Source organism: Streptomyces ficellus, from assembly GCF_009739905.1.
Classification (GTDB): Bacteria; Actinomycetota; Actinomycetes; order Streptomycetales; family Streptomycetaceae; genus Streptomyces; species Streptomyces ficellus_A.
On the sequence record NZ_CP034279.1, the window covers coordinates 2,625,077 to 2,650,085 of the forward strand.

20 protein-coding genes and 2 pseudogenes are annotated in these 25,009 nt (G+C 72.2%); 13 read left to right on the forward strand and 9 right to left on the reverse strand.

Going from position 1 to position 25,009, the window contains the following annotated elements; genetic code table 11:
• Positions 1 to 129: 129 nt before the first annotated feature.
• The gene (locus EIZ62_RS11230; RefSeq protein ID WP_156692567.1) at positions 130 to 2,049 is read left to right on the forward strand and encodes a serine hydrolase domain-containing protein; all 1,920 of its coding nucleotides are present in this window, start codon (positions 130 to 132) and stop codon (positions 2,047 to 2,049) included.
• 95 nt (positions 2,050 to 2,144) lie between these two features.
• Here the strand turns inward: EIZ62_RS11230 and EIZ62_RS32415 are convergent.
• Positions 2,145 to 2,243: pseudogene (locus EIZ62_RS32415) on the reverse strand (MerR family DNA-binding transcriptional regulator); the annotation flags it as partial.
• Between the two features lie 434 nt (positions 2,244 to 2,677).
• Positions 2,678 to 4,915, reverse strand: a complete 2,238-nt coding sequence (locus EIZ62_RS11240) for a DEAD/DEAH box helicase (protein ID WP_244375612.1) — start codon at positions 4,913 to 4,915, stop codon at positions 2,678 to 2,680.
• A 55-nt stretch (positions 4,916 to 4,970) separates the two neighbouring features.
• On the opposite strand from EIZ62_RS11240, the gene EIZ62_RS11245 reads away from it, so the two are divergent.
• Both EIZ62_RS11245 and EIZ62_RS11250 read left to right on the forward strand, forming a co-directional pair.
• Positions 4,971 to 5,222, forward strand: a complete 252-nt coding sequence (locus tag EIZ62_RS11245; RefSeq protein WP_156692568.1) for a hypothetical protein — start codon at positions 4,971 to 4,973, stop codon at positions 5,220 to 5,222.
• Positions 5,222 to 5,614: a DNA-binding protein gene (locus EIZ62_RS11250; protein ID WP_156692569.1), complete on the forward strand. Its 393-nt coding sequence runs from the start codon at positions 5,222 to 5,224 to the stop codon at positions 5,612 to 5,614. Before EIZ62_RS11245 ends, EIZ62_RS11250 begins: the two co-directional genes overlap by 1 nt.
• 119 nt (positions 5,615 to 5,733) lie before the next feature.
• On the opposite strand, the gene ychF is transcribed toward EIZ62_RS11250, so the two are convergent.
• Complete coding sequence (gene ychF, locus EIZ62_RS11255) at positions 5,734 to 6,822, reverse strand: redox-regulated ATPase YchF (RefSeq protein ID WP_156692570.1); 1,089 nt, start codon at positions 6,820 to 6,822, stop codon at positions 5,734 to 5,736.
• Between the two features lie 526 nt (positions 6,823 to 7,348).
• On the opposite strand from ychF, the pseudogene EIZ62_RS11260 reads away from it, so the two are divergent.
• Positions 7,349 to 7,738 (forward strand): annotated as a pseudogene (locus tag EIZ62_RS11260) (DUF6542 domain-containing protein); the annotation flags it as partial.
• A gap of 131 nt (positions 7,739 to 7,869) precedes the next feature.
• On the opposite strand, the gene ppgK reads toward EIZ62_RS11260, so the two are convergent.
• The gene (gene ppgK, locus EIZ62_RS11265) at positions 7,870 to 8,610 is read right to left on the reverse strand and encodes a polyphosphate--glucose phosphotransferase (protein WP_156692571.1); all 741 of its coding nucleotides are present in this window, start codon (positions 8,608 to 8,610) and stop codon (positions 7,870 to 7,872) included.
• A gap of 30 nt (positions 8,611 to 8,640) precedes the next feature.
• Entirely contained in the window at positions 8,641 to 9,639 is a 999-nt protein-coding gene (locus EIZ62_RS11270) for a 4-hydroxy-3-methylbut-2-enyl diphosphate reductase (protein ID WP_156692572.1), read from the reverse strand.
• A gap of 63 nt (positions 9,640 to 9,702) precedes the next feature.
• Between EIZ62_RS11270 and EIZ62_RS11275 the strand changes: the two genes are divergently transcribed.
• The 4 genes from EIZ62_RS11275 (at position 9,703) to EIZ62_RS11290 (ending at position 13,343) form a co-directional block, all read left to right on the forward strand.
• Positions 9,703 to 11,067 carry an APC family permease gene (locus tag EIZ62_RS11275; protein ID WP_156696336.1) on the forward strand — a complete coding sequence of 455 codons (1,365 nt, stop codon included), beginning with the start codon at positions 9,703 to 9,705 and terminating at the stop codon, positions 11,065 to 11,067.
• Between the two features lie 77 nt (positions 11,068 to 11,144).
• Positions 11,145 to 12,374, forward strand: a complete 1,230-nt coding sequence (xseA, locus tag EIZ62_RS11280; RefSeq protein WP_156692573.1) for an exodeoxyribonuclease VII large subunit — start codon at positions 11,145 to 11,147, stop codon at positions 12,372 to 12,374.
• A 10-nt stretch (positions 12,375 to 12,384) separates the two neighbouring features.
• The gene (locus tag EIZ62_RS11285) at positions 12,385 to 12,615 is read left to right on the forward strand and encodes an exodeoxyribonuclease VII small subunit (RefSeq protein ID WP_156692574.1); all 231 of its coding nucleotides are present in this window, start codon (positions 12,385 to 12,387) and stop codon (positions 12,613 to 12,615) included.
• Between the two features lie 137 nt (positions 12,616 to 12,752).
• Positions 12,753 to 13,343 carry a malonic semialdehyde reductase gene (locus EIZ62_RS11290; protein WP_156692575.1) on the forward strand — a complete coding sequence of 197 codons (591 nt, stop codon included), beginning with the start codon at positions 12,753 to 12,755 and terminating at the stop codon, positions 13,341 to 13,343.
• 99 nt (positions 13,344 to 13,442) lie between these two features.
• Here the strand turns inward: EIZ62_RS11290 and EIZ62_RS11295 are convergent, their stop codons facing one another.
• Positions 13,443 to 14,042 carry a DUF4245 domain-containing protein gene (locus EIZ62_RS11295; RefSeq protein WP_156692576.1) on the reverse strand — a complete coding sequence of 200 codons (600 nt, stop codon included), beginning with the start codon at positions 14,040 to 14,042 and terminating at the stop codon, positions 13,443 to 13,445.
• A gap of 127 nt (positions 14,043 to 14,169) precedes the next feature.
• Here EIZ62_RS11295 and glpX point away from each other — a divergent pair, with 127 nt between their 5' ends.
• Positions 14,170 to 15,201, forward strand: coding sequence for a class II fructose-bisphosphatase (gene glpX / locus EIZ62_RS11300; RefSeq protein ID WP_156692577.1), 1,032 nt, complete (start codon positions 14,170 to 14,172; stop codon positions 15,199 to 15,201).
• A gap of 155 nt (positions 15,202 to 15,356) precedes the next feature.
• On the opposite strand, the gene EIZ62_RS11305 is transcribed toward glpX, so the two are convergent.
• Together EIZ62_RS11305 and EIZ62_RS11310 are read right to left on the reverse strand one after the other, a co-directional pair.
• Positions 15,357 to 15,734 carry a WhiB family transcriptional regulator gene (locus EIZ62_RS11305; protein WP_156692578.1) on the reverse strand — a complete coding sequence of 126 codons (378 nt, stop codon included), beginning with the start codon at positions 15,732 to 15,734 and terminating at the stop codon, positions 15,357 to 15,359.
• Positions 15,735 to 15,868: 134 nt separating this feature from the next.
• Positions 15,869 to 16,549, reverse strand: coding sequence for a DUF1707 SHOCT-like domain-containing protein (locus tag EIZ62_RS11310; protein ID WP_156692579.1), 681 nt, complete (start codon positions 16,547 to 16,549; stop codon positions 15,869 to 15,871).
• A 196-nt stretch (positions 16,550 to 16,745) separates the two neighbouring features.
• Between EIZ62_RS11310 and EIZ62_RS11315 the strand changes: the two genes are divergently transcribed.
• Positions 16,746 to 18,437, forward strand: a complete 1,692-nt coding sequence (locus EIZ62_RS11315) for a fumarate hydratase (RefSeq protein ID WP_156692580.1) — start codon at positions 16,746 to 16,748, stop codon at positions 18,435 to 18,437.
• A 61-nt stretch (positions 18,438 to 18,498) separates the two neighbouring features.
• Here EIZ62_RS11315 and EIZ62_RS11320 read toward each other — a convergent pair whose 3' ends face one another.
• The gene (locus tag EIZ62_RS11320) at positions 18,499 to 20,043 is read right to left on the reverse strand and encodes a ricin-type beta-trefoil lectin domain protein (RefSeq protein WP_156692581.1); all 1,545 of its coding nucleotides are present in this window, start codon (positions 20,041 to 20,043) and stop codon (positions 18,499 to 18,501) included.
• Between the two features lie 107 nt (positions 20,044 to 20,150).
• Here EIZ62_RS11320 and EIZ62_RS11325 point away from each other — a divergent pair, with 107 nt between their 5' ends.
• The 3 genes from EIZ62_RS11325 (at position 20,151) to EIZ62_RS11335 (ending at position 24,948) form a co-directional block, all read left to right on the forward strand.
• On the forward strand, positions 20,151 to 21,563 hold the full coding sequence (locus EIZ62_RS11325) for a class II fumarate hydratase (RefSeq protein ID WP_156692582.1): 1,413 nt from the start codon (positions 20,151 to 20,153) through the stop codon (positions 21,561 to 21,563).
• Between the two features lie 83 nt (positions 21,564 to 21,646).
• Positions 21,647 to 22,336, forward strand: coding sequence for a cytidylyl-2-hydroxypropylphosphonate hydrolase (gene fomD / locus EIZ62_RS11330; RefSeq protein WP_156692583.1), 690 nt, complete (start codon positions 21,647 to 21,649; stop codon positions 22,334 to 22,336).
• Positions 22,337 to 22,569: 233 nt separating this feature from the next.
• The gene (locus tag EIZ62_RS11335) at positions 22,570 to 24,948 is read left to right on the forward strand and encodes a SpoIIE family protein phosphatase (RefSeq protein ID WP_156692584.1); all 2,379 of its coding nucleotides are present in this window, start codon (positions 22,570 to 22,572) and stop codon (positions 24,946 to 24,948) included.
• Positions 24,949 to 25,009 lie beyond the last annotated feature (61 nt).

Here is a 25,009-nt window from a genome sequence, read left to right on the forward strand (position 1 = left end):
CCGAGTCTTCTCCATGCGGAGGCCGTGCGCAGGGGACGTGCGTCCCGTCCGCGATGGTGTACCCAGGTCCCCCCCGGGACGCCACCGAGGTGGCTGTTTCGCCCTCGTCGTGACGACTTGACTGTATCCATGACGATGCGACTGCGACTGCGACTGCGGCACCTGCTCCTCCCGCTCTGCGTGCCGCTGTTCCTGGCGGGTGGCACCGGCACCGCGGCCGCCGCCACGCCGGCGGCGGTCCGGGCGGAGGCCCCCGCCGCGTCCGGGCTCCCGGGAGCCGTCGACGCGCTGGTGCGCCGGCAGCTCGCCGAACACCGGATCCCCGGCGCGTCCGTGGTGGTGCTCGAGCGCGGCCGGCCGGTCCTCACCAAGGGGTACGGCGTCGCCGACGCCGCCGCGGGGACCCCGGTGGACCCGCGGCGCACCGGGTTCTTCCTGGCCTCCGACGCCAAGCTGTTCACGGCCGTCGCGGTCATGCAGCAGGTCGAGCGCGGTCGCCTCGACCTGTCGGCGGACGTCAACCGCTACCTCACGGCCTTCAAGGTGCGGAACACGTATCCGGGGCACCCCGTGACGGTACGCGATCTCCTCACGCACACGGCGGGCTTCGACAACAGCATCATCGGGAGCGCCGCCACCCGGCCCGAGGACGTGCGCCCGCTCGGCGAGAGCCTCGCCGCGCACCAGCCGCGCCGGGTGCGTCCGCCGGGCGAGGTCGCCAGCTACGACAACTACGGTGTGGCGCTGGCCGGTTACCTGGTCGAGACGGTGACGGGCACTCCGTTCGCCACGTACCTGGACCGGTCGGTGCTGCGGCCGCTCGGGATGGCGCGCACCAGCTTCGCGCAGCCGCACGCCCCGGCGATCGCGGCGGACCTCGCCCGCGGCCACCGTCCGGAGGGCGGCCGGCAGCGGGCCCAGGACGGGCAGTACGGCGACTGGTCGCCGACCGGCGCGGGCGCGGTCACCACGGCGGCCGACATGGGCCGGCTGCTGGGCGCGCTGCTCGACGGCGGCGGCCCGGTGCTCACCGAGCGCTCGGCCGGCGCCCTGCTGAAGCGGCAGTTCGGCAACGACGACCGGCTGCCCGGCCTCGGCTACGTCCTGGAGGAGCGCGTCCGCGACGGGCAGCGGATGCTGGTCAAGGACGGCGACCTGCCCGGCTTCCACGGCAACCTGGCCCTGCTGCCGGACCGGGACGCGGCGGTCTACGTCGTCTACAACGGCGACGGCGAGGACGGCGTCGCCTCCTACGCGGGGCAGGAGGTCGTGGACCGCTTCGCCGCCCACTTCGGTTCCGCCGCGGGCGCCCGCGTGTCCGCCTCGCGGGCCGACGTCACGCCGTACGAGGGCGAGTACCGCTCGACGCGCACCAGCTCCTCGGAGCTGACCCGGGTCAGCGCCCTGATCGGCTCGGTCCGGGTGAGCGCGGGCGAGGGCGCGACGCTGACCACGACCGGGCTGTCCCGTGACCCCGCCGTGAGCGAGCGGCACTGGGTGCAGCTGAGCCCGGGGCTCTTCCAGGAGCGGGGCGGCCAGGACCGGATCGCCTTCCGCGACGGGCGCCTGTCGGTCGCCTCCGAGACCTCCGTCTCGTACGAGCGGCTGCCCTGGTACCTCTCCCCCGCGCTGCACCAGCGGGCACTGCTCGGCTCGCTGGCCTTCCTGGCCCTCACCGTGCTCGCCCTGCCGGTGCTCGCCCTGGTGCGCCGCCGCTCGCCGGGCACGCCGGCCGGGGCACGCGCCGCCAAGCTGCTGCTGTGGACGTCCGGTGCGCTGATCACCGCGGCGACGGTCTGCTTCCTGCTGCTGGCCGCCGACCCCAACGCCCTGAACCGCACCCTGATGGTGGGTGATTCGCCGCTGCTGGCCGCGGTCCCGGCGCTGACCGGCATCGCGCTGGCGACCACGGGCGCGATGGTCGTGTGCGCCTTCCTCGCCTGGCGGCGGCGCTGGTGGCGGGTGACCGGCCGGCTGCACTACACGTGCAGCACGCTGGCCGCGCTGGTCTTCCTCGGGGTGGCCGCCTCGTACCGGCTGGTGGGCTAGGGAGTGTCTTCAAAGTAGCGTCGTCCGCCCGGAGGGCGGGGCCGGCGGCGTCATGGGGGTCCCCCCGCGCGAGCGCAGCCGAGCGTGGGGGAGCGTGCGGTCGCAAGGCTGAGGAGGGAGCCACTGCGGAGTTCGTAGTACCGCAGTGAGCGCGGACTCACGCCCGTTCGCTTGGACAACTCGCCTATCCGCATCCTTGGGAGCCCACGCCCGGGTGCTCGAAGTCCAGGTCGCCCGGCGCGTCATGGACGCTCGCGCCTTTGCACTGTTCCCAGGACGCCGACACGGCCCATCCCGACAACCCGGAACGCCACCCCATTACCGCGGTGGAAGAACCGCCTCGAATCCTGCCAGGACGAGAACCCGGCGAACACGCGTCGACGAACATCACGTTCTCAAGCGGGACATCGTCCCCGACCGGGTCACCACCGATGAAGTGCGCTTCCTACGTCGCAGCCGCGCTGCCGTCCGCGATGCACCGGGCCTCCCGCTGGCATCGTACGAACCATGTCAGCGATGGAGGAGACAGCCCGCGCAGCGCCCTGACCTGAGGTTCCTCGTTGACAGCGTGGCTCCCGACGGCCGTCTACGGGTGTCCTGCGGACTGGCTGCGGACTGGAGGACACCCTCACTCGGCCGACATGAGCCTCTCGTCCGTCATACCCAGACGTGCCTGTTCCTCCTCGACGATCCGGCGGGCCAGCTCGGTGTCCGACACGTCGACCGCGTCCGGGGTGGCTTCGGCCACGGCGCTACGGCGGGCGTAGGCATCGAACAGGCGGGTCTTCTCCTCCAGCATCTTCACCATGCGTTCGTCCACTCCCCCGGTGGCGAGTAGACGATGCACGTGAACCGACCTGACCTGGCCCATGCGATGGGCCCGGGCCACGGCCTGGTGCTCGATCGTCGGCTTGATCTGCGGCTCGCAGATGATGACGACGGAGGCAGCCTGCATATTGAGGCCGACGCCGGCCGCCTGGATCTGCGCCAGGAGCACCGCTGGTCCCGAGACCCCGGCGAAGTCGTCGACGATCTCCTGGCGACGCTGGGCCGGGACGCCGCCGGTCAGCGGACCGAACACCGGAGTGGCGCTGGCGGTTCCGGCCGCGAGGGCATCCTTCACCACGCCCAGCACGTCCTTGAAATTGGAGAAGACCACTGTCTTCTGCCCGTTTTCGCCAGCCTCCTGAACGATCTCGCGCAGCCGGTCCAGCTTGGCCGACCTCTCGGGGCGCATGTACGCGGCCCTGCGCATGGCCATGAAGTTGCCCGCGCGCACGGCTTCGCGGTACGCCTCCTCGTCCGAAGCGCTCAGTTCCTCCCACTCGTCGGTCTGCTGAAGGCTCGGGAGTTCCGTCAGCACGTCTTCCTGGTTGCGCCTCAGGTAGACCGGGGCCACGGCCTTGCGGAAGGCGACCGATCCGGCCAACGCGTCCCGTTCGCCGAGCGAGTCCGCGACGTCGCCGTCGAGCATCTGGACCAGGTTGCGGAACTCCGCGACCCGGTTCTCCATCGGAGTTCCGGTCATGAAAAGGGTGCGCTCGCAACGCTCCGCCCATAGGCCGACCGACTGGGACCGCTTGGTCTTCGGGTTTTTCACGGAGTGCGCTTCGTCGACGACGAGCAGTCCGACCTCCCCGCCGCCCGGCGCCGGAAATCCGCGCAGTGCGTCGTACGTGGTCACCCCCACCCCGCCCCGCCCCTTCCAGTCGGCGAACGCGTAGTGCCGGTCGGGGCCGTGGAGCACCATGACGCGAAGGGCGCTGCGGGCCTCGATCTCCCGTGTCCAGTTCACGAGAACGCTCGCCGGGCAGACGACCATGAAATGACTCTGCCCCTCGGCGGCCAGGTGCGCCAGCACGGCAATCGCTTGGATGGTCTTCCCGAGACCCATCTCGTCGCCGAGTATCACCTTGCGCTGCGCAAGGACGAACCTCGCGCCGAACGCCTGGTAGCCGCGCAGGGAGACCCGCCGATGCGAGTCGTCGAGCTGTTGCGTCCGTACCCGCTCGGCGATCTCCTCCGGCAAGAACCCCTCGGCGGCTGCCGCGTCCGGCAGTCGCCCGGAGATCTCGGCGAGCAGGCTGTAGTACTCCGCGGAGCGGAGTTCGAAGTCCACCCATGCCGCGACGTCGGACGTAGATCCGTGTAGCAGGTCCACCGAGGCTTGGGCGAGCAGCTCAGGCACGTCGGCCTGCTCTGCTTCGTCCACGAGTGAACGGATCTCGGCGACCGCCGCCCGGGCACGCGCCTTCCTCTCCTGGCCGGCCAGGAGCATCCTGAAACGCCCGGTGGCGGGCCTCGCGTCGACCAGCAACGGGCCCAGCCGTTCCGACAGGGCTGCGGCTCGGTCCACCGCGCGCCGGGCGTCCGGGCCGGCCTCCACCAGTACGTGCAGGGCCATGACGAGCGCGGTAGTGCTCGGCTCCGGCCGGCCCACGTCAATGTGGACGGCCACCGTCTCGTGCACCGCTTCGGAAAGCCGGCGAGCAGCAGCAAGGATCTGGTTGACCGTGCGCTGCCCGACACCGGGAATCTGCCGCAACCGATAGGGCCCCGCTTCGAGAACACGCCCCACCGTGCCAAGGCCGTTCTTCTCGACGTTCCCCAGCCGCAGTCGTCCTTCGGTGACGTCCTGCAGCCTGGCGACGGGAATGGCCTCGAGCTCGCGAGTGACCGCCGCGTCGTGAATCGGCTTCAGCGCCGCCCGCACCGCCTCGACCGCCCTGGCGTGGTCACCGGCCACTGCCTGCGCCGCCTCGTGGAGTCGCACCCCCCTCGCGACCGTGTCCCGCTCGCCACGCCCCAACGCTTCCCGCCCCTCTCGCACCGTCCCCGCATCCTCCCATCGCGGGCACCGATCCATGACGGGTATCCGTCTACAGTCGCGACCTCCTACGACCGCCGGTAGGATCGGCACCATGAGCGGTAGCAGGAAGTATTCGATCAGCCTGCCCGAGGACCTCGCCGAGGCCGTACGCGCCCACGTGGGCCCCGGCGGCTTCTCCGCCTACGTCGCCGAGGCACTCGAACAGCGGGTCGCCATGGACAAGCTGCGGGAGATCGTCGTCGACTTCGAGACCGACAACGAAGCTCTCACCCGCGAGGAGGTCGAGGCCGCCCGGGCGCTGCTGCGCCACGACCACCGGCAGGCCGGCGGGGCCGCCGCCTGATGCCCGGCACCCTCCTGCTCGACAGCGAAGGACTCTCGAAGCTCTACCGCAAGGACCGCACCGTGGTGGCCCTGGTCCAGGCGGCGTCGGAGGAGGGCGTCCGCGTCGCCACCAGCGCCATGACCACGCTTGAGGCCGACTACGAGCGCATCCACCCGGCCCGCATCAAGTGGGTCCTCTCCCGCGTCGACGTCCATGACGTCACCAAGGAGGTCACCGACCAGGCCGCCGCGCTTCTGCGCACCCATCACCTCCACGGCCACAAGTACGCCATCGATGCCGCCTTCGCCGTCATCGCCCGTAACGCACCCCGGCCGGTCACGGTCCTCACGTCCGACCCCGAGGATCTGACACTCCTGTGCGGCTCTGCCGTGGAGGTCGTCAAGGTCTGAGGCAGTCTCACGCCGACCAGACTTGTCAATGCCCCACATCGCGGGGCGAAGCTCCCCGCGGACAGAAACCTGTGCCCGGCCCGCCAACAAGCGGGTCGGGCACAGGTTTTGACGAGCCGTCACACGTTGAAGCGGAACTCCACCACGTCGCCGTCCTGCATGACGTACTCCTTGCCCTCCATGCGGGCCTTGCCGGCGGCGCGGGCTTCGGCGACGGAGCCCGTTTCGACGAGGTCGGCGAAGGAGATGACCTCGGCCTTGATGAAGCCCTTCTGGAAGTCGGTGTGGATGACACCGGCCGCCTCGGGGGCCGTCGCGCCCTTCTTGATCGTCCAGGCGCGGGACTCCTTGGGGCCGGCCGTCAGGTAGGTCTGGAGGCCCAGGGTGTTGAAGCCGACGCGGGCGAGGGTGGCGAGGCCCGGCTCCTCGGCGCCGACGGACTGGAGGAGCTCCATGGCGTCCTCCTCGTCGAGCTCGGCGAGGTCCGCCTCCAGCTTGGCGTTCAGGAAGATCGCCTCGGCCGGGGCGACCAGGGCGCGCTGCTCGTCCTTGAAGGTGTCGTCGGTCAGCTCGTCCTCGTCGACGTTGAAGACGTAGAGGAACGGCTTGGTGGTGAGCAGGTGCAGGTCGTGCAGCAGCTCGGCCTTCTCGGAGCCCTGGACGATGCCCTGCGAGAAGAGGGTGTCGCCCTTCTCCAGGATCTCCTTGGCCGCCTCGACCGCCGCGACCTTCGGGGCGACGTCCTTCTTGATCCGGGACTCCTTCTGGAGGCGCGGCAGGACCTTCTCGATGGTCTGGAGGTCGGCGAGGATCAGCTCGGTGTTGATCGTCTCGATGTCGTCCTTGGGCGAGACCTTGCCGTCGACGTGGACGACGTTCTCGTCCTTGAAGGCACGGATGACCTGGCAGATCGCGTCGGACTCGCGGATGTTCGCCAGGAACTTGTTGCCCAGGCCCTCACCCTCGCTCGCGCCGCGCACGATGCCCGCGATGTCGACGAAGTCGACCGTGGCCGGCAGGACGCGCTGCGACGAGAAGATCTCGGCCAGCTTGGTGAGGCGGCTGTCGGGGACGCCGACGACGCCGACGTTGGGCTCGATGGTGGCGAACGGGTAGTTGGCCGCCAGCACGTCGTTCTTGGTCAGGGCGTTGAACAGGGTCGACTTGCCGACATTCGGCAGGCCGACGATTCCGATCGTGAGCGACACGTTGGCGACTTCCCTAGAAGTGAGGATGGTGGGCCGACCCCCCAGTTTACGGGCGTGGCGGACCGGGCAGTGACGGCGGCCGTTGGGCGAACTCTTGGCCAAGGTCGTCCAAAGCGCGTGTCCGATGCCGGGCTCCCGGCCCCCCGCGACCTACGTTGTCCGGGTGGACCAGCACAGGAACAGTCCCCCTCAGCGCCGGGACCGGCCGCAGCCGCCGGCGGGCCCGGTGACCCCGGCCGCGTCGGCACCGTCGCCGGGCGCCCTGCCCTCCGGCGCGCTCGTCGACGGCGCGGGCGTACGCCCCGTCGGGGCACGTCCGGCGCGGCCACCGGCCAGACCGGGCGGCCGGACGACACCCGGCGGCGTGTCGGGCGTCGTCCCCGGCGGCGGCCGGCCGGCCGGTGGGGCGGGCGGCCCCGGCGGGGGCGGGCCCGGCGGGGGCGGGCCCGGGGGCAAACCGGCCGGCGGCCCCAGGCGGCCGAGTGCCGGGCCCGGGCGGCGGTCCGTACCGCCCGTCGTCCTCGCCCTGCGCAGGTTGCCCTCGCCCCGGCTGACCGGGCTGGGCGCCGGGCTGTTCGCCGCCGCGTCGATGTTCGTGCTCGGGTGCCTGGACCGGCTGCTGTTCGACGGTTCCCCGCTGGTGTACGGGCTGCTCTTCCTGCCCGTCAGCGCCCTGACCGCGCTCTGGGTGCGGTCCGCGGACCTGGTCACCGCTCCGATCAGCGTCCCCATCGCGTTCGCCGTGGGCGTCGTGCCGATCGCCGGGGGCACGGAGGGCCTCGGCGGCCGGATCATGGCCGTGGTCACCGCGCTCGCCGTCCACGCCGGCTGGCTGTACGGCGGCACGCTGGTCGCCGGCCTGATCACTTCCGTACGCAAGATCCGCCTGATGGGGCGACGTCAGCGCACCACCGCCCCCGCCGCCCGCGTCCCCGAGCGCTGACCCGGGCGGGCCATCGGTACCGGGCGGACCACCGCGCCCGGCCGCGCGCATCCGGCCCGGCACCGTCCCGCCCAGCGCCATCCGGCCCCGGGCCGTCACGCGTGTCAGCGGGCGCCTGCCGCCATCGCCGCGCCGACGATGCCCGCGTTGTTCTGGAGTTCCGCCGGGACGATCTCGGCGCGGACGTGCTTGATCAGCGGGAGGAACTTCTCCGCCTTGCGGCTCACTCCGCCGCCCACGATGAAGAGCTCCGGCGAGAACAGCATCTCGACATGGGCCAGGTACTTCTGGACGCGGTGGGCCCAGTCCTCCCAGCTCAGGTCCTTGTCCTCCTTGACCTTCGTCGACGCGCGCTTCTCCGCCTCGTGGCCGTCCAGCTCCAGGTGGCCCAGCTCGGTGTTGGGCACGAGCTTGCCGTCGATGAACAGGGCGCTGCCGATGCCGGTGCCGAACGTCAGCAGGGCGACCACGCCCTTGCGGCCGCGTCCCGCGCCGAAGGTCATCTCGGCGATCCCGGCGGCGTCGGCGTCGTTGAGGACGGTGATCGGCATCCCGGTCAGCCGGTCGCCCAGCAGGGCGGCCGCGTCGACGCCGACCCAGCTCTTGTCGACGTTCGCCGCCGTACGGACGGTGGAGCCGGTGACGACACCGGGAAAGGTGACGCCGATGGGGCCCGACCAGCCGAAATGGCCGACGACCTCGGCGACGCACCCCGCGACGTCGTCCGGTGTCGCGGGGTGCGGTGTCAGTACTTTGTGGCGGGGCTCGGCCAGATCTCCGCGCTCCAGGTCCACGGGAGCGCCCTTGATGCCCGACCCGCCGATGTCCACTCCGAAGACGTTCATGGACCCAACGTTACGGTGCGGCGCTGACGGTTACTGCTTTTCCTGCAGGGCGGCGGCCTCGGCGCGCAGGTCGCGGCGGAGTTCCTTGGGCAGCGAGAAGGTGATCGACTCCTCGGCGGACTTCACCAGCTCCACGTCCTCGAAGCCGCGCTGCGACAGCCACTCCAGGACCCCTTCGACGAGCACCTCGGGGACCGACGCGCCGGAGGTGACACCGACCGTGGCGACCCCCTCCAGCCACGCCTCGTCGATCTCGTCGGCGAAGTCCACCAGGTGGGCGTCCTTGGCGCCGGCGCCGAGGGCGACCTCGACGAGCCGGACGGAGTTGGAGGAGTTCTTCGAGCCGACGACGATGACCAGGTCCGCCTCGGCGCCCATCTGCTTGACGGCGATCTGGCGGTTCTGGGTGGCGTAGCAGATGTCGTCGCTCGGCGGGGAGATCAGCTGCGGGAACTTCTCCTTCAGCCTGTCGACCGTCTCCATGGTCTCGTCGACCGACAGGGTGGTCTGGGAGAGCCAGACGACCTTCGACTCGTCGCGGACGGTGACGTTGTCGACGTCGTCCGGGCCGTCGACCAGCGTGATGTGGTCCGGGGCCTCGCCGGAGGTGCCGATGACCTCCTCGTGGCCCTCGTGGCCGATCAGGAGGATGTCGAAGTCCTCGTTCGCGAACCGGACCGCTTCCTTGTGGACCTTGGTCACCAGCGGGCAGGTCGCGTCGATCGTCGCGAGCCTGCGCTCGGCCGCCTCCTGGTGGACGGTCGGCGCCACACCGTGCGCCGAGAACATGACGATGGACCCCTCGGGGACCTCCGCCGTCTCGTCGACGAAGATGGCGCCCTTCTTCTCCAGGGTCTGTACGACGTACTTGTTGTGCACGATCTCGTGCCGGACGTAGATCGGCGAGCCGTACTGCTCCAGGGCCTTCTCCACGGCGATCACAGCACGGTCCACGCCCGCGCAGTAACCACGCGGAGCGGCGAGGAGCACGCGCTTGTCGGACGACGGGCTGGCAGGCGTAGCAGTCATGGTTCCCATCGTAAGGGCGTGTATGAGCGGCCGAAGATCCGCCAGGTGGCTGAGACTGTGGGCATGACCGGCACCACCAGGACGCGGGAGACCGACGGGCACAGCGGGCTGCGGAGGGAGCTGGGCTTCCGCGACCTCGTCGTCTACGGGCTGCTTTTCATCGCCCCTATGGCGCCGGTCGGCATTTTCGGCACCCTGGACGCCCGTTCGGGCGGGGCCGTCGCGCTGGTCTACCTGGTGGCGACGGTGGCGATGGCGTTCACCGCATTCAGCTACGCCCAGATGGTCCGGGTGGCCCCTCAGGCGGGGTCGGTCTTCGCGTACGCGCGCAAGGGGCTGGGCGAGGGGCCGGGTTTCGTCGCCGGGTGGATGGCGATGCTCGACTACCTGCTGATCCCGGCCGTGGCGTACCTCTTCGCGGGGATCGCCATGGAGGCGCTGGTCCCGGCGGTGAACCGGTGGGTGTGGACCGTGCTCGCGGTGGTGCTCACGACGCTGCTCAACCTGTGGGGCGTGCGGGCGGCCGCGCGGGTCGGCTTCGCGGTGCTGGCGATGGAGATCGTCGTGCTGCTGGTGTTCGTGGTGTCGGCGGTCGTGGTGCTGGTACGGGACGGGGCGCAGCGCGGCTGGCTGTCGCCGCTGACGGGTGACACCGGCTTCTCCCTGGGCGCGGTCCTGGGCGCCGTGTCCGTGGCGGTGCTGTCGTACCTGGGCTTCGACGCGATCGCGTCGTTCGCGGAGGAGGTGACGGGGGGCTCGGCGAGGGTGGCGCGGGCGGTGCTGTTCTGCATGGCGCTGGCGGGTGTGCTGTTCGTGGCGCAGACGTACCTGGTGGCGTTGCTGGAGCCGGTGTCGTCGGCGGAGCTGGCGGCGGAGCCGGCGCGGCAGGGTTCGGCGTTCTACGACGCCGTGGACGCCTCCGTCGGGGGCTGGCTGCACGACCTGGTGGCGACGAGCAAGGCGATCGGTGCGGCGTTCGCGGCGCTCGCGGGGCAGGCGGCGGCGGGCCGGCTGCTGTTCGCGATGGCCCGCGACCGGCGGCTGCCGGGGGTGCTGGCGCGCACCGACGCGGGGGTGCCGCGCGTGGCGCTGCTGCTGGCGGCCACGGTGACGATGGTGGCCGCCGTGTGGGCGGCGCGGCGCGACGACGGGATGGACCACCTGGTGTCGGTGGTCAACATCGGGGCGCTGACGGCGTTCGTCCTGCTGCACGCGAGCGTGGTGGGGTGGTTCGCGGTACGGAGGTCGGGCACGGGGGCGCGTCCGGACCGGCTGCGGCACGTGGTGCTGCCGGTGGTGGGCGCGGTGATCCTGGTCGCCGTCATCGTCGAGGCGGCCACCTCGGCCCTGGTGGTGGGTTCGCTGTGGCTGGCGGTGGGCCTGGTGGTGCTGGCGGTGCAGTGGGGGCGGCGGAACGGAGCGGCGTAGCGTCCCGGGCGAGGGCTTCCCGGGCGGGCCTCGCGGGGCCGGGGGCGTTGTCGGTCGTGGCGCGTACGCTCGCCTGCATGGGTCTGAATACGTCTGCCGAAGCTCCCCTGCCCGTCGGTGAGGTGTCGCGGCTCATCGGGGGCTGGGTCGACCGGCTCGGTGCCGTCTGGGTGGAGGGCCAGATCACCCAGCTGTCGCGGCGGCCGGGCGCGGGTGTGGTGTTCATGACGCTGCGCGACCCGTCGTACGACATCTCCGTCAGCGTCACCTGCTACCGCCAGGTGTTCGACGCGGTCGCGGACGTCGTGTCCGAGGGCGCCCGTGTCGTGGTGCACGCGAAGCCGGAGTGGTACGCCCCGCGGGGGCAGTTGTCGTTGCGGGCCGCGCAGATGAAGCCGGTCGGGATCGGCGAGCTGCTGGCCCGGCTGGAGATGCTGAAGCGGTCCCTGGGCGCGGAGGGGCTGTTCGCGCTCGACCGCAAGCGGCCGCTGCCGTTCCTGCCGCGGTTGGTCGGCCTGGTGTGCGGGCGCGCCTCAGCGGCGGAGCGGGACGTGCTGGAGAACGCGCGGCGCCGGTGGCCGGCGGTCCGCTTCGAGGTGCGGAACGTGGCGGTGCAGGGCGTCCACGCCGTGCCGCAGGTGGTGCAGGCGGTGAAGGAGCTGGACGAGCACCCGGACGTGGACGTGATCGTCGTCGCGCGGGGCGGCGGCAGCGTGGAGGACCTGCTGCCGTTCTCGGACGAGCAGCTCGTCCGGGCGGTCGCCGAGTGCCGTACGCCGGTGGTGTCCGCCATCGGGCACGAGCCGGACGCGCCGCTGCTGGACCTGGTGGCGGACCTGCGGGCGTCCACCCCGACCGACGCCGCGAAGAAGGTCGTCCCGGACGTGGGCGAGGAGCTGGAGCGGGTCCGGGGCCTGCGGGACCGCGCGCTGCGTACGGTGCGGGGCTTGCTCGACCGCGAGGAGCGGGGCCTGACGCACGCGCTCGCCCGGCCCGTCATGGAGCACCCGCGGCGGATGGTGGAGGAGCGGGAGCGGGAGGTGGACGCCCTGCTGGCGCGCAGCCGCCGCTGCCTGGGCCACCTGCTGGACCGGGCGGACTCCGAGCTGAGGCACACCCACGCGCGCGTGGTGGGACTTTCCCCGGCGGCGACGCTGGAGCGGGGGTACGCGGTGCTCCAGCGGGCGGACGGGTCGGTGGTCCGGTCGGCGGAGGAGGTGGCGCCGGACGAGGAGCTGCGCGCGCGGGTCGCGGAGGGCGAGTTCCCGGTGCGCGTGGCCGCCGGCGATGTCGTACCCCGCCCGTAGGGTGGGGGGCATGGCAGCGGAGACGACGGAAGCGGCGATCGGGTACGAGCAGGCGCGCGACGAGCTGATCGAGGTCGTGCGCCGGCTGGAGGCGGGCGGGACGACGCTGGAGGAGTCGCTCGCACTGTGGGAGCGGGGCGAGGAGCTGGCCAAGGTGTGCCGCCGCTGGCTGGAGGGCGCCCGCGCCCGGCTGGACGCGGCGCTGGCCGAGCAGGAGGCTCCGGCCGGCCAGGAGGAGTGACCCTCCGGAATCGGAGTGTGACGGGGCTCACGGACCGCTTGGGCGCGGTTTAGTTGAAACTTAACCTATCTCGGGCGTACGGTGGAGCACATCGCTTGATCCTTTGCACACTCGAGCACGCTCGAAAGGTACGCAGCATGTCCCTCGTTCTTGACCCCGCCGCCCAGGACCTTCTCTTCCGTGAGGCCCGCACCGCGAACACCTTCACCGACGAGCCGGTCACCGAGGAGCAGGTCCAGGCGATCTACGACCTGGTGAAGTACGGCCCGACCGCCTTCAACCAGACGCCGCTGCGCATCGTCCTCGTCCGCTCGGCGGAGGCCCGCGAGCGCCTGGCCCCGCTCATGGCGGAGGGCAACCGCGCCAAGACCGCGGCCGCCCCGCTGGTCGCGATCCTCGCCGCGGACAACGAGTTCCACGAGGAGCTGCCCGGCCTGTTCCCGCACTTCCCGCAGGCCAAGGACGCGTTCTTCGCCGAGCGCCCGGTCCGCGAGCGGTCCGCCGGCCTCAACGCCGCGCTCCAGGCCGCGTACTTCATCGTGGGCGTGCGCGCCGCGGGCCTCGCCGCCGGCCCCATGACCGGCTTCGACTTCCCGGGCGTCCAGAAGGAGTTCCTCGACGACGACCACACCCCGCTGATGATCGTCAACATCGGCAAGCCGGGCGAGGACGCCTCGTTCCCCCGCTCCCCGCGCCTGGCGTACGACGAGGTCATCACCACCGTCTGACGCGCGGTCCCCGCACTTCCCGGACACGGCGACGGCCCCCGGCACCTCGATCAGGTGCCGGGGGCCGTCGCCGTTCGTCCGTCCGCCCGTGCGGAGCGGTCAGGGCGTGGCCGGGGCCGAGGGCGCGTTCGTCACCGGCGGCGTACCCGCGGCCGAGGGCGCACCCGTGGCCCCCGGGACCTCCGCCGGCCGGAGCGCCGACGCCATGCGCGCGAGCTGCTCCCACGTCGCCGTACCGGTCACGACCGTCGTGACGCCCTTGTCGCGCAGCACGAGGGCGTCGTACTTGGGGCCCTCCCAGCGCTGCCAGGCCCGGCCCGCGACCGCTTGCGTGCGGCCCGTGTCCCGGGCGTCATGGGTCACCCCGGCGATGTACTTCCCCGACGCCGCCGTCGACTGCTCCACCGCCACGTACTGCCGGTCGGGGGTCAGGAAGCCCAGGTGCCAGGCGTTGCCCTCCTCGCGGTCGTACGCGACCGAGGTCGGCGTCCAGTCCTTCGCGAGCCCCTCCGGCGCCAGCACCGGGTAGGGCGCCGCGCGCTGTGCCGTCACCAGCTCGACCCGGTAGTCGACCGCCCTGATCGGGTCGGCCTTCTCGTCGTGCGGGATGAAGAGATAGATCACGCCCGCCGCGGCGCAGATGACCGCCATCGACTGGAACATCCCGCGCACTGTCTGCTTGCCACGCATACCTGCCACGCCCCCTATGGTCGCATCAGCGTGGCCTGCTCATACGTGGGCCCCTCTGCTCAATATGTCGACCTACCGATAGAGTCGCAGCACCCTCTTCACTTGCGGCCGTCGCCGTACAGAAAGGTGCGTTCCGATGACCGACAACCATCTGCCGTCCGAGCTCGAGGTTTCCCCCGAGGCTCCCGACCGCAACCTGGCCCTCGAACTGGTCCGGGTCACCGAGGCCGCCGCCATGGCCGCCGGCCGCTGGGTCGGCCGCGGCGACAAGAACGGCGCCGACGGCGCGGCGGTGCGCGCCATGCGGACCCTCGTCTCCACGGTCTCCATGAACGGCGTCGTGGTGATCGGTGAGGGCGAGAAGGACGAAGCCCCGATGCTGTTCAACGGCGAGCGGGTCGGTGACGGGACCGGCGCCGAGTGCGACATCGCCGTGGACCCGATCGACGGCACCACGCTCACCGCCAAGGGCATGCCCAACGCGATCGCCGTGCTGGCCGCCGCCGACCGGGGCACCATGTTCGACCCGTCCGCGGTCTTCTACATGGACAAGCTCGTCACCGGCCCGGAGGCCGCCGACTACGTCGACATCAACGCCCCGGTGTCCGTGAACATCCGCCGCGTCGCCAAGGCGAAGCACTCCTCGCCCGAGGACGTCACCGTCGTCATCCTGGACCGTCCGCGCCACGAGGGCATCGTCAAGGAGATCCGCGAGACGGGCGCGCGCATCAGGTTCATCTCGGACGGCGACGTGGCCGGTTCGATCATGGCGGTGCGCGAGGGCACGGGCGTGGACCTGCTGATGGGCATCGGCGGTACGCCCGAGGGCATCATCAGCGCCTGCGCGATCAAGTGCCTGGGCGGCGTCATCCAGGGCAAGCTGTGGCCCAAGGACGACGAGGAGCGCGGGCGCGCGATCGACGCGGGTCACGACCTGGACCGCGTCCTGTCCACGAACGACCTGGTCAGCGGCGACAACGTGTTCTTCGTCGCGACCGGCATCACGGACGGCGAGCTGCTGCGCGGGGTCCGCTACCGCGCGGAGACGGCGACGACCTCGTCCCTGGTCATGCGCTCCAAGTCGGGCACGATCCGGCAGATCGACTCCACGCACCGGCTGTCGAAGCTGCGCGCGTACAGCCAGATCGACTTCGACCGCGCGAAGTAGTCCGGTACGACGCGGCGCGCGAGGAGCGGTACGCGCCGCCAGCCACACGCGCCGGACAGTGCGGTGCGTACGAAGAGGGGCGCCCCCATGTGCGGTGGGAGCGCCCCTCTCCGTGCGGCCGGGCCGGCCGCCCAGTACCGGGTCGGCGTGCCGGGTCAGCCCGCGGCGGCGATGCGCGGGCCGGTCGAGGCGGCCTTCTTCAGCTCCACCTCGCGGCGCCGGCGGCGGGCCAGGACGACGCGCCGCTCGGCCGCGGTCAGCCCGCCCCACACGCCGTACGGCTCCGGCTGGAGCAGGGCGTGCTCCCGGCATTCGACCATGACCGGGCAGCGGGCGCAGACCCGCTTCGCGGCCTCCTCGCGCGCCAGCCGGGCGGCCGTTGGCTCCTTTGACGGGGCGAAGAACAAGCCTGCTTCGTCCCGGCGGCACACCGCCTCCGTGTGCCACGGACCGGCCTGGTCCTCCCGCGCCGGAAGACGCTGGGAGGTGGCGGCGGCGGCGACCTGGAGGGGCTGAGGCGGCAGTTGCAGCACGGTCTACTCCTGACGACGGCTTCGCGAGCGAGAGACGATGCAGCAAGCCCTACCCGCTGTGCGCGTGCCTATGCACTGCGTGGCCCTCCGGTCCGAGGGGCGGAATCCGACCGGCCGGATCGGGGCACGGCGCCTCAACCCCCAAGGTGCTTACGCATTTTGGCGTGGAGGTCGGCGATGCGCCGGCCCGCCTTGGGACGCGCCTCGACGGCGCCGAAGACGGCGTACCCGTTGATCACCACGACCGGGGCCTCGGGGTCGGCGGCTTCCAGGGTGGCCACCTCGAAGGCGCCGAAGACGCCGGTGCCGGCGCCGCGCAGGGTGACGTTCTCGGGGACGCGCACCTCGATGGCGCCGAAGACCGACACGGCGTTGATCGTGGTCAGGCGCTGGGTGAAGATCGCCTCGGTCAGGTCGATCTCGACGCTGCCGAAGACCGCGAAGGCGTTGGTCCGCCGCCCGACGCGCCAGCGGCCCTTGCGGGTGCTGCTGGAGAAGACGGCGACCAGCTTGTCCGCCGGGGCGGCCGGGTCGCCGCCCTCGCCCTCGTGCGCGTACCCGGGCACGTACGACCGCTGCGACGGCTCGGCCCGCGGGCGCGCGGCGGGCAGGTCCCGCACGAGGGGTTCGAGCTCGCCGAGGGTCTTGGCGCGGTAGACGGCGTCGATGCGCTCCCCGTGCTCCTCGGCGTCGATCCGGCCCTCGGCGAGGGCGTCCCGCAGGATGTCCGCGATCCGGTCCCGGTCGGCGTCCGAGGCCCTGAGCGCGGGTTCGGCGGGCGCGACGGGCTTCTGAGGCTGCTTTTCGAGGTCCACGTCCTCAGCCTAGCGAAACGCGATACATCGCGACCAGGGGTCGGCGTGACGAACCGGCGCCACGACGAACCGGCGCACTGCGTCCCGGCAACTGAGCCTTACCTCACAGGTTCGGGCGGCGCCGGGCGTTCTACGCTTGTGGGCGCGTCGGCCAATGGAGGCCGTGCCGCTGTCTGCCGAGTGAGGAATGGCCGCAATGCCCCCTGTCTCCCGCCCGCCCAACCCTGCGTTCCAGTACTCCGATCTGCTCCCGCTGGGAGAGGACACCACGCCCTACCGCCTGGTGACCGCCGAGGGTGTCTCCACCTTCGAGGCCGACGGCCGTACGTTCCTCAAGGTCGAGCCGGAGGCGCTGCGCAAGCTCGCCGAAGAGGCGATCCACGACATCCAGCACTTCCTCCGCCCGGCGCACCTCGCCCAGCTGCGCAAGATCATCGACGACCCGGAGGCCTCGGCCAACGACAAGTTCGTCGCGCTCGACCTCCTCAAGAACGCGAACATCGCGGCCGCCGGCGTCCTGCCCATGTGCCAGGACACCGGCACGGCGATCGTCATGGGCAAGCGCGGCCAGAACGTCCTCACCGAGGGCGAGGACGAGAAGGCCCTGTCGCACGGCATCCACGACGCGTACAAGAACCTGAACCTGCGCTACTCGCAGATGGCTCCGCTCACCATGTGGGAGGAGAAGAACACCGGCACCAACCTCCCCGCCCAGATCGAGCTGTACGCGACCGACGGCGGCGCGTACAAGTTCCTCTTCATGGCCAAGGGCGGCGGCTCCGCCAACAAGTCGTTCCTCTACCAGGAGACCAAGGCGGTCCTCAACGAGGCCTCCATGATGCGGTTCCTGGAGGAGAAGATCCGCTCCCTGGGGACGGCCGCGTGCCCGCCCTACCACCTGGCGATCGTCGTCGGCGGCACCTCCGCCGAGTACGCGCTGAAGACCGCGAAGTACGCCTCGGCGCACTACCTGGACGAGCTGCCGGAGGAGGGCTCGGTCCTCGGCCACGGCTTCCGGGACAAGGAGCTGGAGGACAAGGTCTTCGAGCTGACCCAGAAGATCGGCATCGGCGCGCAGTTCGGCGGCAAGTACTTCTGCCACGACGTCCGGGTGGTCCGGCTGCCCCGGCACGGCGCGTCCTGCCCCGTCGCGATCGCCGTGTCCTGCTCGGCGGACCGCCAGGCCGTCGCGAAGATCACCGCGGAGGGGGTCTTCCTGGAGCAGCTGGAGACCGACCCGGCGCGCTTCCTCCCGGACACGACGGACGAGCAGCTCGCCGAGGAAGGCGACGTGGTCCGCATCGACCTCAACCAGCCGATGGACCAGATCCTGGCCGAGCTGGGCAAGTACCCGGTGAAGACCCGGCTGTCGCTGACCGGTCCGCTGGTCGTGGCGCGCGACATCGCGCACGCCAAGATCAAGGAGCGGCTCGACGCGGGCGAGGAGATGCCGCAGTACCTGAAGGACCACCCGGTGTACTACGCCGGTCCGGCGAAGACGCCCGAGGGGTACGCCTCCGGCTCCTTCGGCCCGACGACGGCCGGCCGGATGGACTCCTACGTGGAGCAGTTCCAGGCGGCGGGCGGCTCCAAGGTCATGCTCGCCAAGGGCAACCGTTCCCAGCAGGTCACCGACGCGTGCGGCACGCACGGCGGCTTCTACCTGGGCTCGATCGGCGGCCCGGCCGCCCGCCTGGCGCAGGACTGCATCAAGAAGGTCGAGGTCGTCGAGTACGAGGAGCTCGGCATGGAGGCGGTCTGGAAGATCGAGGTCGAGGACTTCCCGGCGTTCATCGTGGTGGACGACAAGGGCAACGACTTCTTCCAGGACCCGGCCCCGGCTCCGACGTTCACCTCCATCCCGGTGCGCGGCCCCGGCCTGGCGTGAGCCACGCGCGCGTGGGCCCGGGCCGGGTCCACGCGCGCGTGCACGGGTACGTACGCGTGCCTCAGGCGAACCGCTGCTTCGCCGTCCCGTCGCAGGCCTGGAGCCGCAGCGGGTCCCTGGCCGCGCCCAGCGTCACGCACAGGCCGGTCGCCGCCGCCGGGCGGATCGTCCCGTCCTGGCGGACGAACCGCTGGTTGGCGGCGCCGGAACAGTTCCACACCACCAGCGCCTTGCCCGCCTCGTACGCGCCGCCCGGCACGTCCAGGCACCGGTCGTGGGTCAGCGCCGTGTGCAGGGAGCCGCGCGCCGGGTCGTACCACCAGTCCTGGTTGCGGCCCTGGTGGCAGTCCCAGCCGCCGACCGCCGTGCCGTTGCGGGTGACCGACCCGGCGACATCGAGGCAGGTGCCGGTGGCCTCGCCGCGCAGCGGGGCGAACTTGTCGTCCCACGCGCCCGGCAGCAGTTCCGGTCTGCCCGTCGACGCGGGGTCGGCGCAGCTCGCCTCGCGGACGTCCGTCGCGTGGAGCTGGGTCAGGCAGGAGGCGAAGGCGGCGTGCCCGGCCGCGTTCGGGTGGAAGGACTGGCGGACGGAGTTCGCGTCCGGCAGGCCCGGCTTGGACAGGTCGATGTAGAGACCGCGCGCCCACGAGTCGTCCATGCAGACCTCGTGCCCGTGGAAGAGCCGGGAGTTGTCGAGGTAGACGGCTCCGGTGTTCGCCGCCGCGCGCCGCATGCCGCGTTCGAAGGCGGGTACGGCGGTGTTGCGGCCCCAGACGGTGTCGGAGTCGTAGCCGAGGCCGCCGCAGGCGATCTTGCCGGGGAAGTTCGGGTTGTCGTGGAAGTCGGGGCCGATGGGGCTGGGGTAACCCATGACGACGAGCTTGTAGTCGCCGTCGGCGTACCCGGCGTCGGTCATCACGGTGCGCAGGTCGCGGATGGTCTGTTCGACCTTCGGTACGAGGTTGTCGACGCGGGCCTGCCAGCCGGGCGCGTACTTGGGCTCGCACGGGCCCTGGAAGGTGATGAAGCGCAGGACGCAGTCGGTCATCACGGGACCGAACTGGAGGTCGTCGTTGGCGCCCGCCACCAGCAGCACCATTTTGATGCGGGTGTTGCGGGCCTTGATGGCGAGGTTGTCGCTCTGGACCAGTTCGTCCGCGTGCTGCTTGCTGCCGCCGATGCGGATGTTGGGCGTGGACGCCCCAGAACAGGAGACGTTGTAGGTGACGTCCGCGGGGATGCCGGTGCGGTGGATGGCCGCCTGGGGAGAGCGGTGGCACCAGTTGGTGGGGCCGTTGGTCGGGGGCTCGTAGGTGCCGATGCCCTCGCCCGAGATCTCGCTGTCGCCCAGCGAGATCAGGCCGGTCTTCCGTTCGGCGAGCGGCCGTTCGGCGGGAGAACCGTACAGCTTGGTGGCCTCGGCGGCGCGTATGGCCTCCAGCTCGGGCGGCAGTGGTACGGATGCGGTGGCGGTACGGGGTGCGGTGACGGTGGCGGTGTCCGCCGCGGCCTGGGCGGTCATCCCGCCGAAGGTGGTCGCGAGCGCGGCGGCCGCCGCGACCGTACATCGGAGTCCGAACCGGGCTCTGGTACCGGTGCGCGTCATTGCGCCTCCTGGAAGTGGGGTTACCCACGGTTTTTACTGGCCGGTACATGGCTTGGGAATACGCGGAACAAGACAAGTGCTCAACTTATCCAGGAGGTTCGACGACCATGACGGACGAGACTGACTACCGGACCGAGCACGACTCCATGGGCGAGGTGCGCGTCCCCGCCCACGCCAAATGGCGGGCGCAGACCCAGCGGGCGGTGGAGAACTTCCCCGTCTCGGGGCAGCGTCTGGAGCGGGCCCACATCGAGGCCCTGGCCCGGATCAAGGCCGCCGCGGCGAAGGTCAACGCGCGGCTCGGCGTCCTGGACGAGGAGCGGGCCGCCGCGATCCAGGAGGCCGCGGAGGAGGTCGCCGGCGGCAGGTGGGACGAGCACTTCCCCGTGGACGTCTTCCAGACCGGCTCCGGCACGTCGTCCAACATGAACATGAACGAGGTCCTCGCCACCCTGGCCGGGGAGCGGCTCGCCGGGCGCCTCGGCCGGCCCGACGCCGTGCACCCCAACGACCACGTCAACGCGTCCCAGTCGTCCAACGACGTGTTCCCTTCCTCCATCCACATCGCCGCCACCGCCGCCGTGACCCGGGACCTGATCCCGGCGCTGGACCACCTGGCCGCCGCCCTGGAGCGGAAATCGGCCGAATTCGCGGACGTCGTCAAGTCCGGTCGTACGCACCTGATGGACGCCACCCCGGTGACCCTCGGTCAGGAGTTCGGCGGTTACGCGGCACAGGTCCGGTACGGCACCGAACGGCTGCGCGCGTCGCTGCCGCGCCTGGCCGAGCTGCCGCTGGGCGGCACGGCGGTCGGCACCGGCATCAACACCCCGCCCGGGTTCGCCGCCGCCGTGATCGCCGAGGTCGCCGCCGCGACCGGGCTGCCGCTGACCGAGGCCCGCGACCACTTCGAGGCGCAGGGCGCGCGGGACGGGCTGGTCGAGACGTCGGGACAGCTCCGTACGATCGCGGTGTCCCTGACCAAGATCTCCAACGACCTGCGCTGGATGGCGTCCGGGCCGCGCACCGGGCTCGCCGAGATCAACCTCCCCGACCTCCAGCCCGGGTCCTCGATCATGCCCGGCAAGGTCAACCCGGTCGTCCCGGAGGCCGTCCTGATGGTCGCCGCCCAGGTCACCGGGAACGACGCCACGGTCGCGACGGCCGGCGCCGCCGGGAACTTCGAGCTGAACGTGATGCTCCCCGTCATCGCCAAGAACCTGCTGGAGTCGGTCCGGCTCCTCGCCAACGCCTCGCGCCTGCTGGCGGACCGCACGGTCGACGGCATCACCGCCAACGTGGAGCGGGCGCGCGAGTACGCCGAGTCGTCCCCCTCCGTCGTCACGCCGCTCAACAAGTACATCGGGTACGAGGAGGCCGCGAAGGTGGCCAAGAAGTCCCTGGCGGAACGCCGGACCATCCGCGAGGTCGTCATCGCATCGGGGTACGTGGAGCGCGGCGACCTGACGCTCCAGCAGCTCGACGAGGCCCTGGACGTCCTGCGTATGACCCGGCCCTGACCTGGCGTTTCGTGGGCCGCGGGCGCCCGTTTGACGTGATCTGTGTCGCGGCGGCGCCCGGCGGGCACCTCTAAGATCTGCGCATGACAGCCGAGACGACGACAGGGAGAGGGGCGCGCTCCGGCGGCGCGCACTGGGCGCCGGGCGCCCGGATCCTGTGGCGCTACCGCGACAACGGCGGCGGTCACATCCACATCTGCCGGCCCGTGACGGTCGTCGAGGACACCGACGACCTGCTGGCCGTGTGGATGGCGCCGGGCACGGAGTGCGTCAAGCCGGTCCTGGCCGACGGCACCCCCGTCCACGAGGAGCCGCTCGCCACCCGGTACACCGCCCCCCGCACCACCGTGCGCACCCGGTGGGAGGGCACAGGCGTGCTGAAGCTGGCCCGGCCGGGTGAACCCTGGTCGGTGTGGCTGTTCTGGGATCACGGCTGGCAGTTCCGCAGCTGGTACGTCAACCTGGAGGAGCCCCGCACCCGATGGGCGGACGGGGTGGACTCCGTGGACCACTTCCTGGACATCTCGGTGTACCCCGATCGCAGTTGGCTGTGGCGGGACGAGGACGAGTTCGCCCAGGCGCAGCGCAGCGGCCTGGTGGGCCCGGCGCAGGCCCGGCGGGTGCGGGAGGCCGGGCGGGCGGCGGTCGAGGTGATCCGCGCCTGGGGCGCTCCGTTCGCGGACGGCTGGGAGCACTGGCGACCGGACCCGGACTGGACGGTTCCGGAATTGCCCGCGGACTGGGATCACACCCCGGCGCACACGGCTCCGTGAGACCCTTGATGCGCCCCAGGGGTGCAAACGTAGGATCGTCCTCCGCACATTCGCGGAGCAGGAACGACTGAGCAGAGACCAGGAACTGACCGTAAGTCATCCATGAGGGGGTGGACCGTGCCTGATCCGTGCCCGGATCCGTCACCCCTTGTCGGCGCCGCTCCCGGAGCGGGTATAGCGCCTGACAGAGCGATCGCATCGCACCACCGGCCCGGACGGACGGAATCCCACGCGTGACGGAGCATCCCACCTCCCACGAAGGCCGGCAGCCTCTCGCTGCCCGGCCGCAGGAACGCACCCGGCCACGGCGGGAGACGCCCCCGTCCCCCGCCGCGCCGCCCGGGACCGCGCCCGCGCCCGCCCCGGGGCCCTGCGCCGGCGCCGCCGCGGCCCCGTCCTCCGCCCCGCACCCCGGCGCCCCGTCCACCGCCCCGTCCGGGACGGCCGCCGCACCGGCGGGCCCCGGCGGAACGGCCCGCGACGCCTCCGCGCGCCCGGCCGGGAGCACGACGAGCACCCCCGGCACGACCGGCGGCACCACGGACACCACCGGCGGGAGCACCGCCGGCACCGCCGGTACGCCCGGGCGCCCCGGCGGGCATCCGGCCGGAGCCGCCGGGCAGGCCACGGGCGCCTCCGCCCACACCACCGGCGCGGGCAGCGGTGGGCACGGGTCCGGCGGTGGGTCCGGCCCCGGCGGTGGCCGTGGGAGCGGCCGCGGCGGTGGCGGCGGGACCGGCTCCGGGCACGGCCCGGGACACGGCGGCGGTCCGGAGGGCTCCCCGCCCGGTAGCGGAGCCGCCCCCGGGCCGGGCGTCGGCGTGCCCACCGGTGTGGCGACGCCGCTCGGCGGGCTGCCCGCGCAGGCCGGAGCCGCCGCGGGCCCGGGCCACGAGCCGGTGATGGCCGCCAGGCGCGAGGGCGACCGGCTGCGGTTCGTCGGCGCCGCCACGCGGCGGATCGCCCGCGGCATCGACCTCGACGAGATCGTCCTCGGCCTGTGCCGGGCCACCGTGCCGACGTTCTCCGACGCGATCCTCGTCTACCTCCGCGACCCGCTCCCGGTGGGCGACGAGCGGCCCGTCGACCCGTTCGTCCTGCGCCTGCGCCGCACCGACCGGCTGCGCTTAACGGAGGACGACTCCGAACTCGGCCTGTCCGCGGCCGACCCGGACACCGGCCTCGACCTCGGCCCGGCGGCCGAGCTGTGCGAGGTGCAGGCCGGCGGCGCCCTCGCGGAGGTCCTGCGCGGCGTACGCCCGGTCTTCGGCGACTCGGCGGCCGCCCGCGCCGCGCTGCCCGAACTGCTCGGCGACGGGCGCTGCGTACCGTCCGGGCACCGGGCGATCCTGGCGCCGCTGCGCGGCCGGCGCCGGGTGATCGGCGCGGCCGTGTTCCTGCGCCGCCCCGACCGGCCGCCGTTCGAGCCGAACGACCTGCTCGTCGCCGCGCAGCTGGCCACGCACACGGCGCTCGGCATCGACAAGGCCGTGCTGTACGGGCGCGAGGCCTACATCGCCGACGAGCTGCAGCGCACCATGCTGCCGGAGAACCTGCCGCAGCCGACCGGCGTCAAGCTGGCCTCCCGCTACCTCCCGGCGGCGGAGACCGCGAGGGTCGGCGGCGACTGGTACGACGCCATCCCGCTGCCCGGCAGCCGGGTCGCGCTGGTCGTGGGCGACGTGATGGGCCACTCCATGACGTCCGCCGCGATCATGGGCCAGCTGCGGACCACCGCGCAGACCCTCGCCGGGCTCGACCTGCCGCCGCAGGAGGTGCTCCACCACCTCGACGAGCAGGCCCAGCGGCTCGGCGAGAACCGCATGGCGACCTGCCTCTACGCGGTGTACGACCCGGTCGCGCACCGCATCACCATCGCCAACGCGGGTCACCCGCCGCCGATACTGCTCCACCTCGGCGGCCGGGCGGAGGTGCTGCGCGTCCCGCCGGGCGCGCCCATCGGCGTGGGCGGAGTGGACTTCGAGGCCGTCGAGCTGGACGCCCCGGCCGGGGCGACCCTGCTCCTCTACACCGACGGGCTCGTCGAGTCGCGGCTGCGCGACGTGTGGACCGGGATAGAGCAGCTGCGCGAACGGCTGGCCGCCACCGCCCAGTTGACCGGCCCGGACCACTCGCCGCCGCTGGAGGCGCTCTGCGACGACGTGCTGGACATGCTCGGCCCGGGCGACCGGGACGACGACATCGCGCTGCTCGCCGCCCGGTTCGACGGCATCGCGCCGAGCGACGTCGCCTACTGGTTCCTGGAGCCGGAGGAGCAGGCGCCCGGCCGGGCGCGGCGCCTGGCGCGGCGGGCGCTGGCCCGCTGGGACCTGGAGGAGCTGTCCGACAGCGTCGAGCTGCTGGTCAGCGAGGTGGTCACCAACGCCGTCCGGTACGCGGAGCGGCCGGTGACGCTGCGGCTGCTGCGGACGGACGTGCTGCGCTGCGAGGTCGGTGACGACGCCCCGCAGCTCCCGCGCCAGCGCAGGGCCCGGGACACCGACGAGGGCGGGCGCGGGCTGTTCCTGGTGAACCGGCTGGCGCGGCGGTGGGGCGCGACCCGGCTGTCTACCGGCAAGGTGGTCTGGTTCGAGCTGCCGACGCGAATCTGAGGCGCGTCGGCGGAACGAGGTGACGACGGTGGCCGGGCCCCTTCCTCAGGGGCCCGGCCAC

Bases quoted from the DNA above. Each gene is read 5' to 3' on its own strand.
- EIZ62_RS11240 (WP_244375612.1), bottom strand. From the start codon at position 4,915: ATGGATCGGTGCCCGCGATGGGAGGATGCGGGGACGGTGCGAGAGGGG.
- fomD (WP_156692583.1), top strand. From the start codon at position 21,647: ATGACAGCCGAGACGACGACAGGGAGAGGGGCGCGCTCCGGCGGCGCG.
- EIZ62_RS11315 (WP_156692580.1), top strand. From the start codon at position 16,746: ATGCCCCCTGTCTCCCGCCCGCCCAACCCTGCGTTCCAGTACTCCGAT.
- EIZ62_RS11325 (WP_156692582.1), top strand. From the start codon at position 20,151: ATGACGGACGAGACTGACTACCGGACCGAGCACGACTCCATGGGCGAG.
- EIZ62_RS11290 (WP_156692575.1), top strand. From the start codon at position 12,753: ATGTCCCTCGTTCTTGACCCCGCCGCCCAGGACCTTCTCTTCCGTGAG.
- EIZ62_RS11250 (WP_156692569.1), top strand. From the start codon at position 5,222: ATGCCCGGCACCCTCCTGCTCGACAGCGAAGGACTCTCGAAGCTCTAC.
- EIZ62_RS11245 (WP_156692568.1), top strand. From the start codon at position 4,971: ATGAGCGGTAGCAGGAAGTATTCGATCAGCCTGCCCGAGGACCTCGCC.
- EIZ62_RS11320 (WP_156692581.1), bottom strand. From the start codon at position 20,043: ATGACGCGCACCGGTACCAGAGCCCGGTTCGGACTCCGATGTACGGTC.
- EIZ62_RS11275 (WP_156696336.1), top strand. From the start codon at position 9,703: ATGACCGGCACCACCAGGACGCGGGAGACCGACGGGCACAGCGGGCTG.
- EIZ62_RS11270 (WP_156692572.1), bottom strand. From the start codon at position 9,639: ATGACTGCTACGCCTGCCAGCCCGTCGTCCGACAAGCGCGTGCTCCTC.
- ppgK (WP_156692571.1), bottom strand. From the start codon at position 8,610: ATGAACGTCTTCGGAGTGGACATCGGCGGGTCGGGCATCAAGGGCGCT.
- glpX (WP_156692577.1), top strand. From the start codon at position 14,170: ATGACCGACAACCATCTGCCGTCCGAGCTCGAGGTTTCCCCCGAGGCT.
- EIZ62_RS11285 (WP_156692574.1), top strand. From the start codon at position 12,385: ATGGCAGCGGAGACGACGGAAGCGGCGATCGGGTACGAGCAGGCGCGC.
- xseA (WP_156692573.1), top strand. From the start codon at position 11,145: ATGGGTCTGAATACGTCTGCCGAAGCTCCCCTGCCCGTCGGTGAGGTG.
- EIZ62_RS11230 (WP_156692567.1), top strand. From the start codon at position 130: ATGACGATGCGACTGCGACTGCGACTGCGGCACCTGCTCCTCCCGCTC.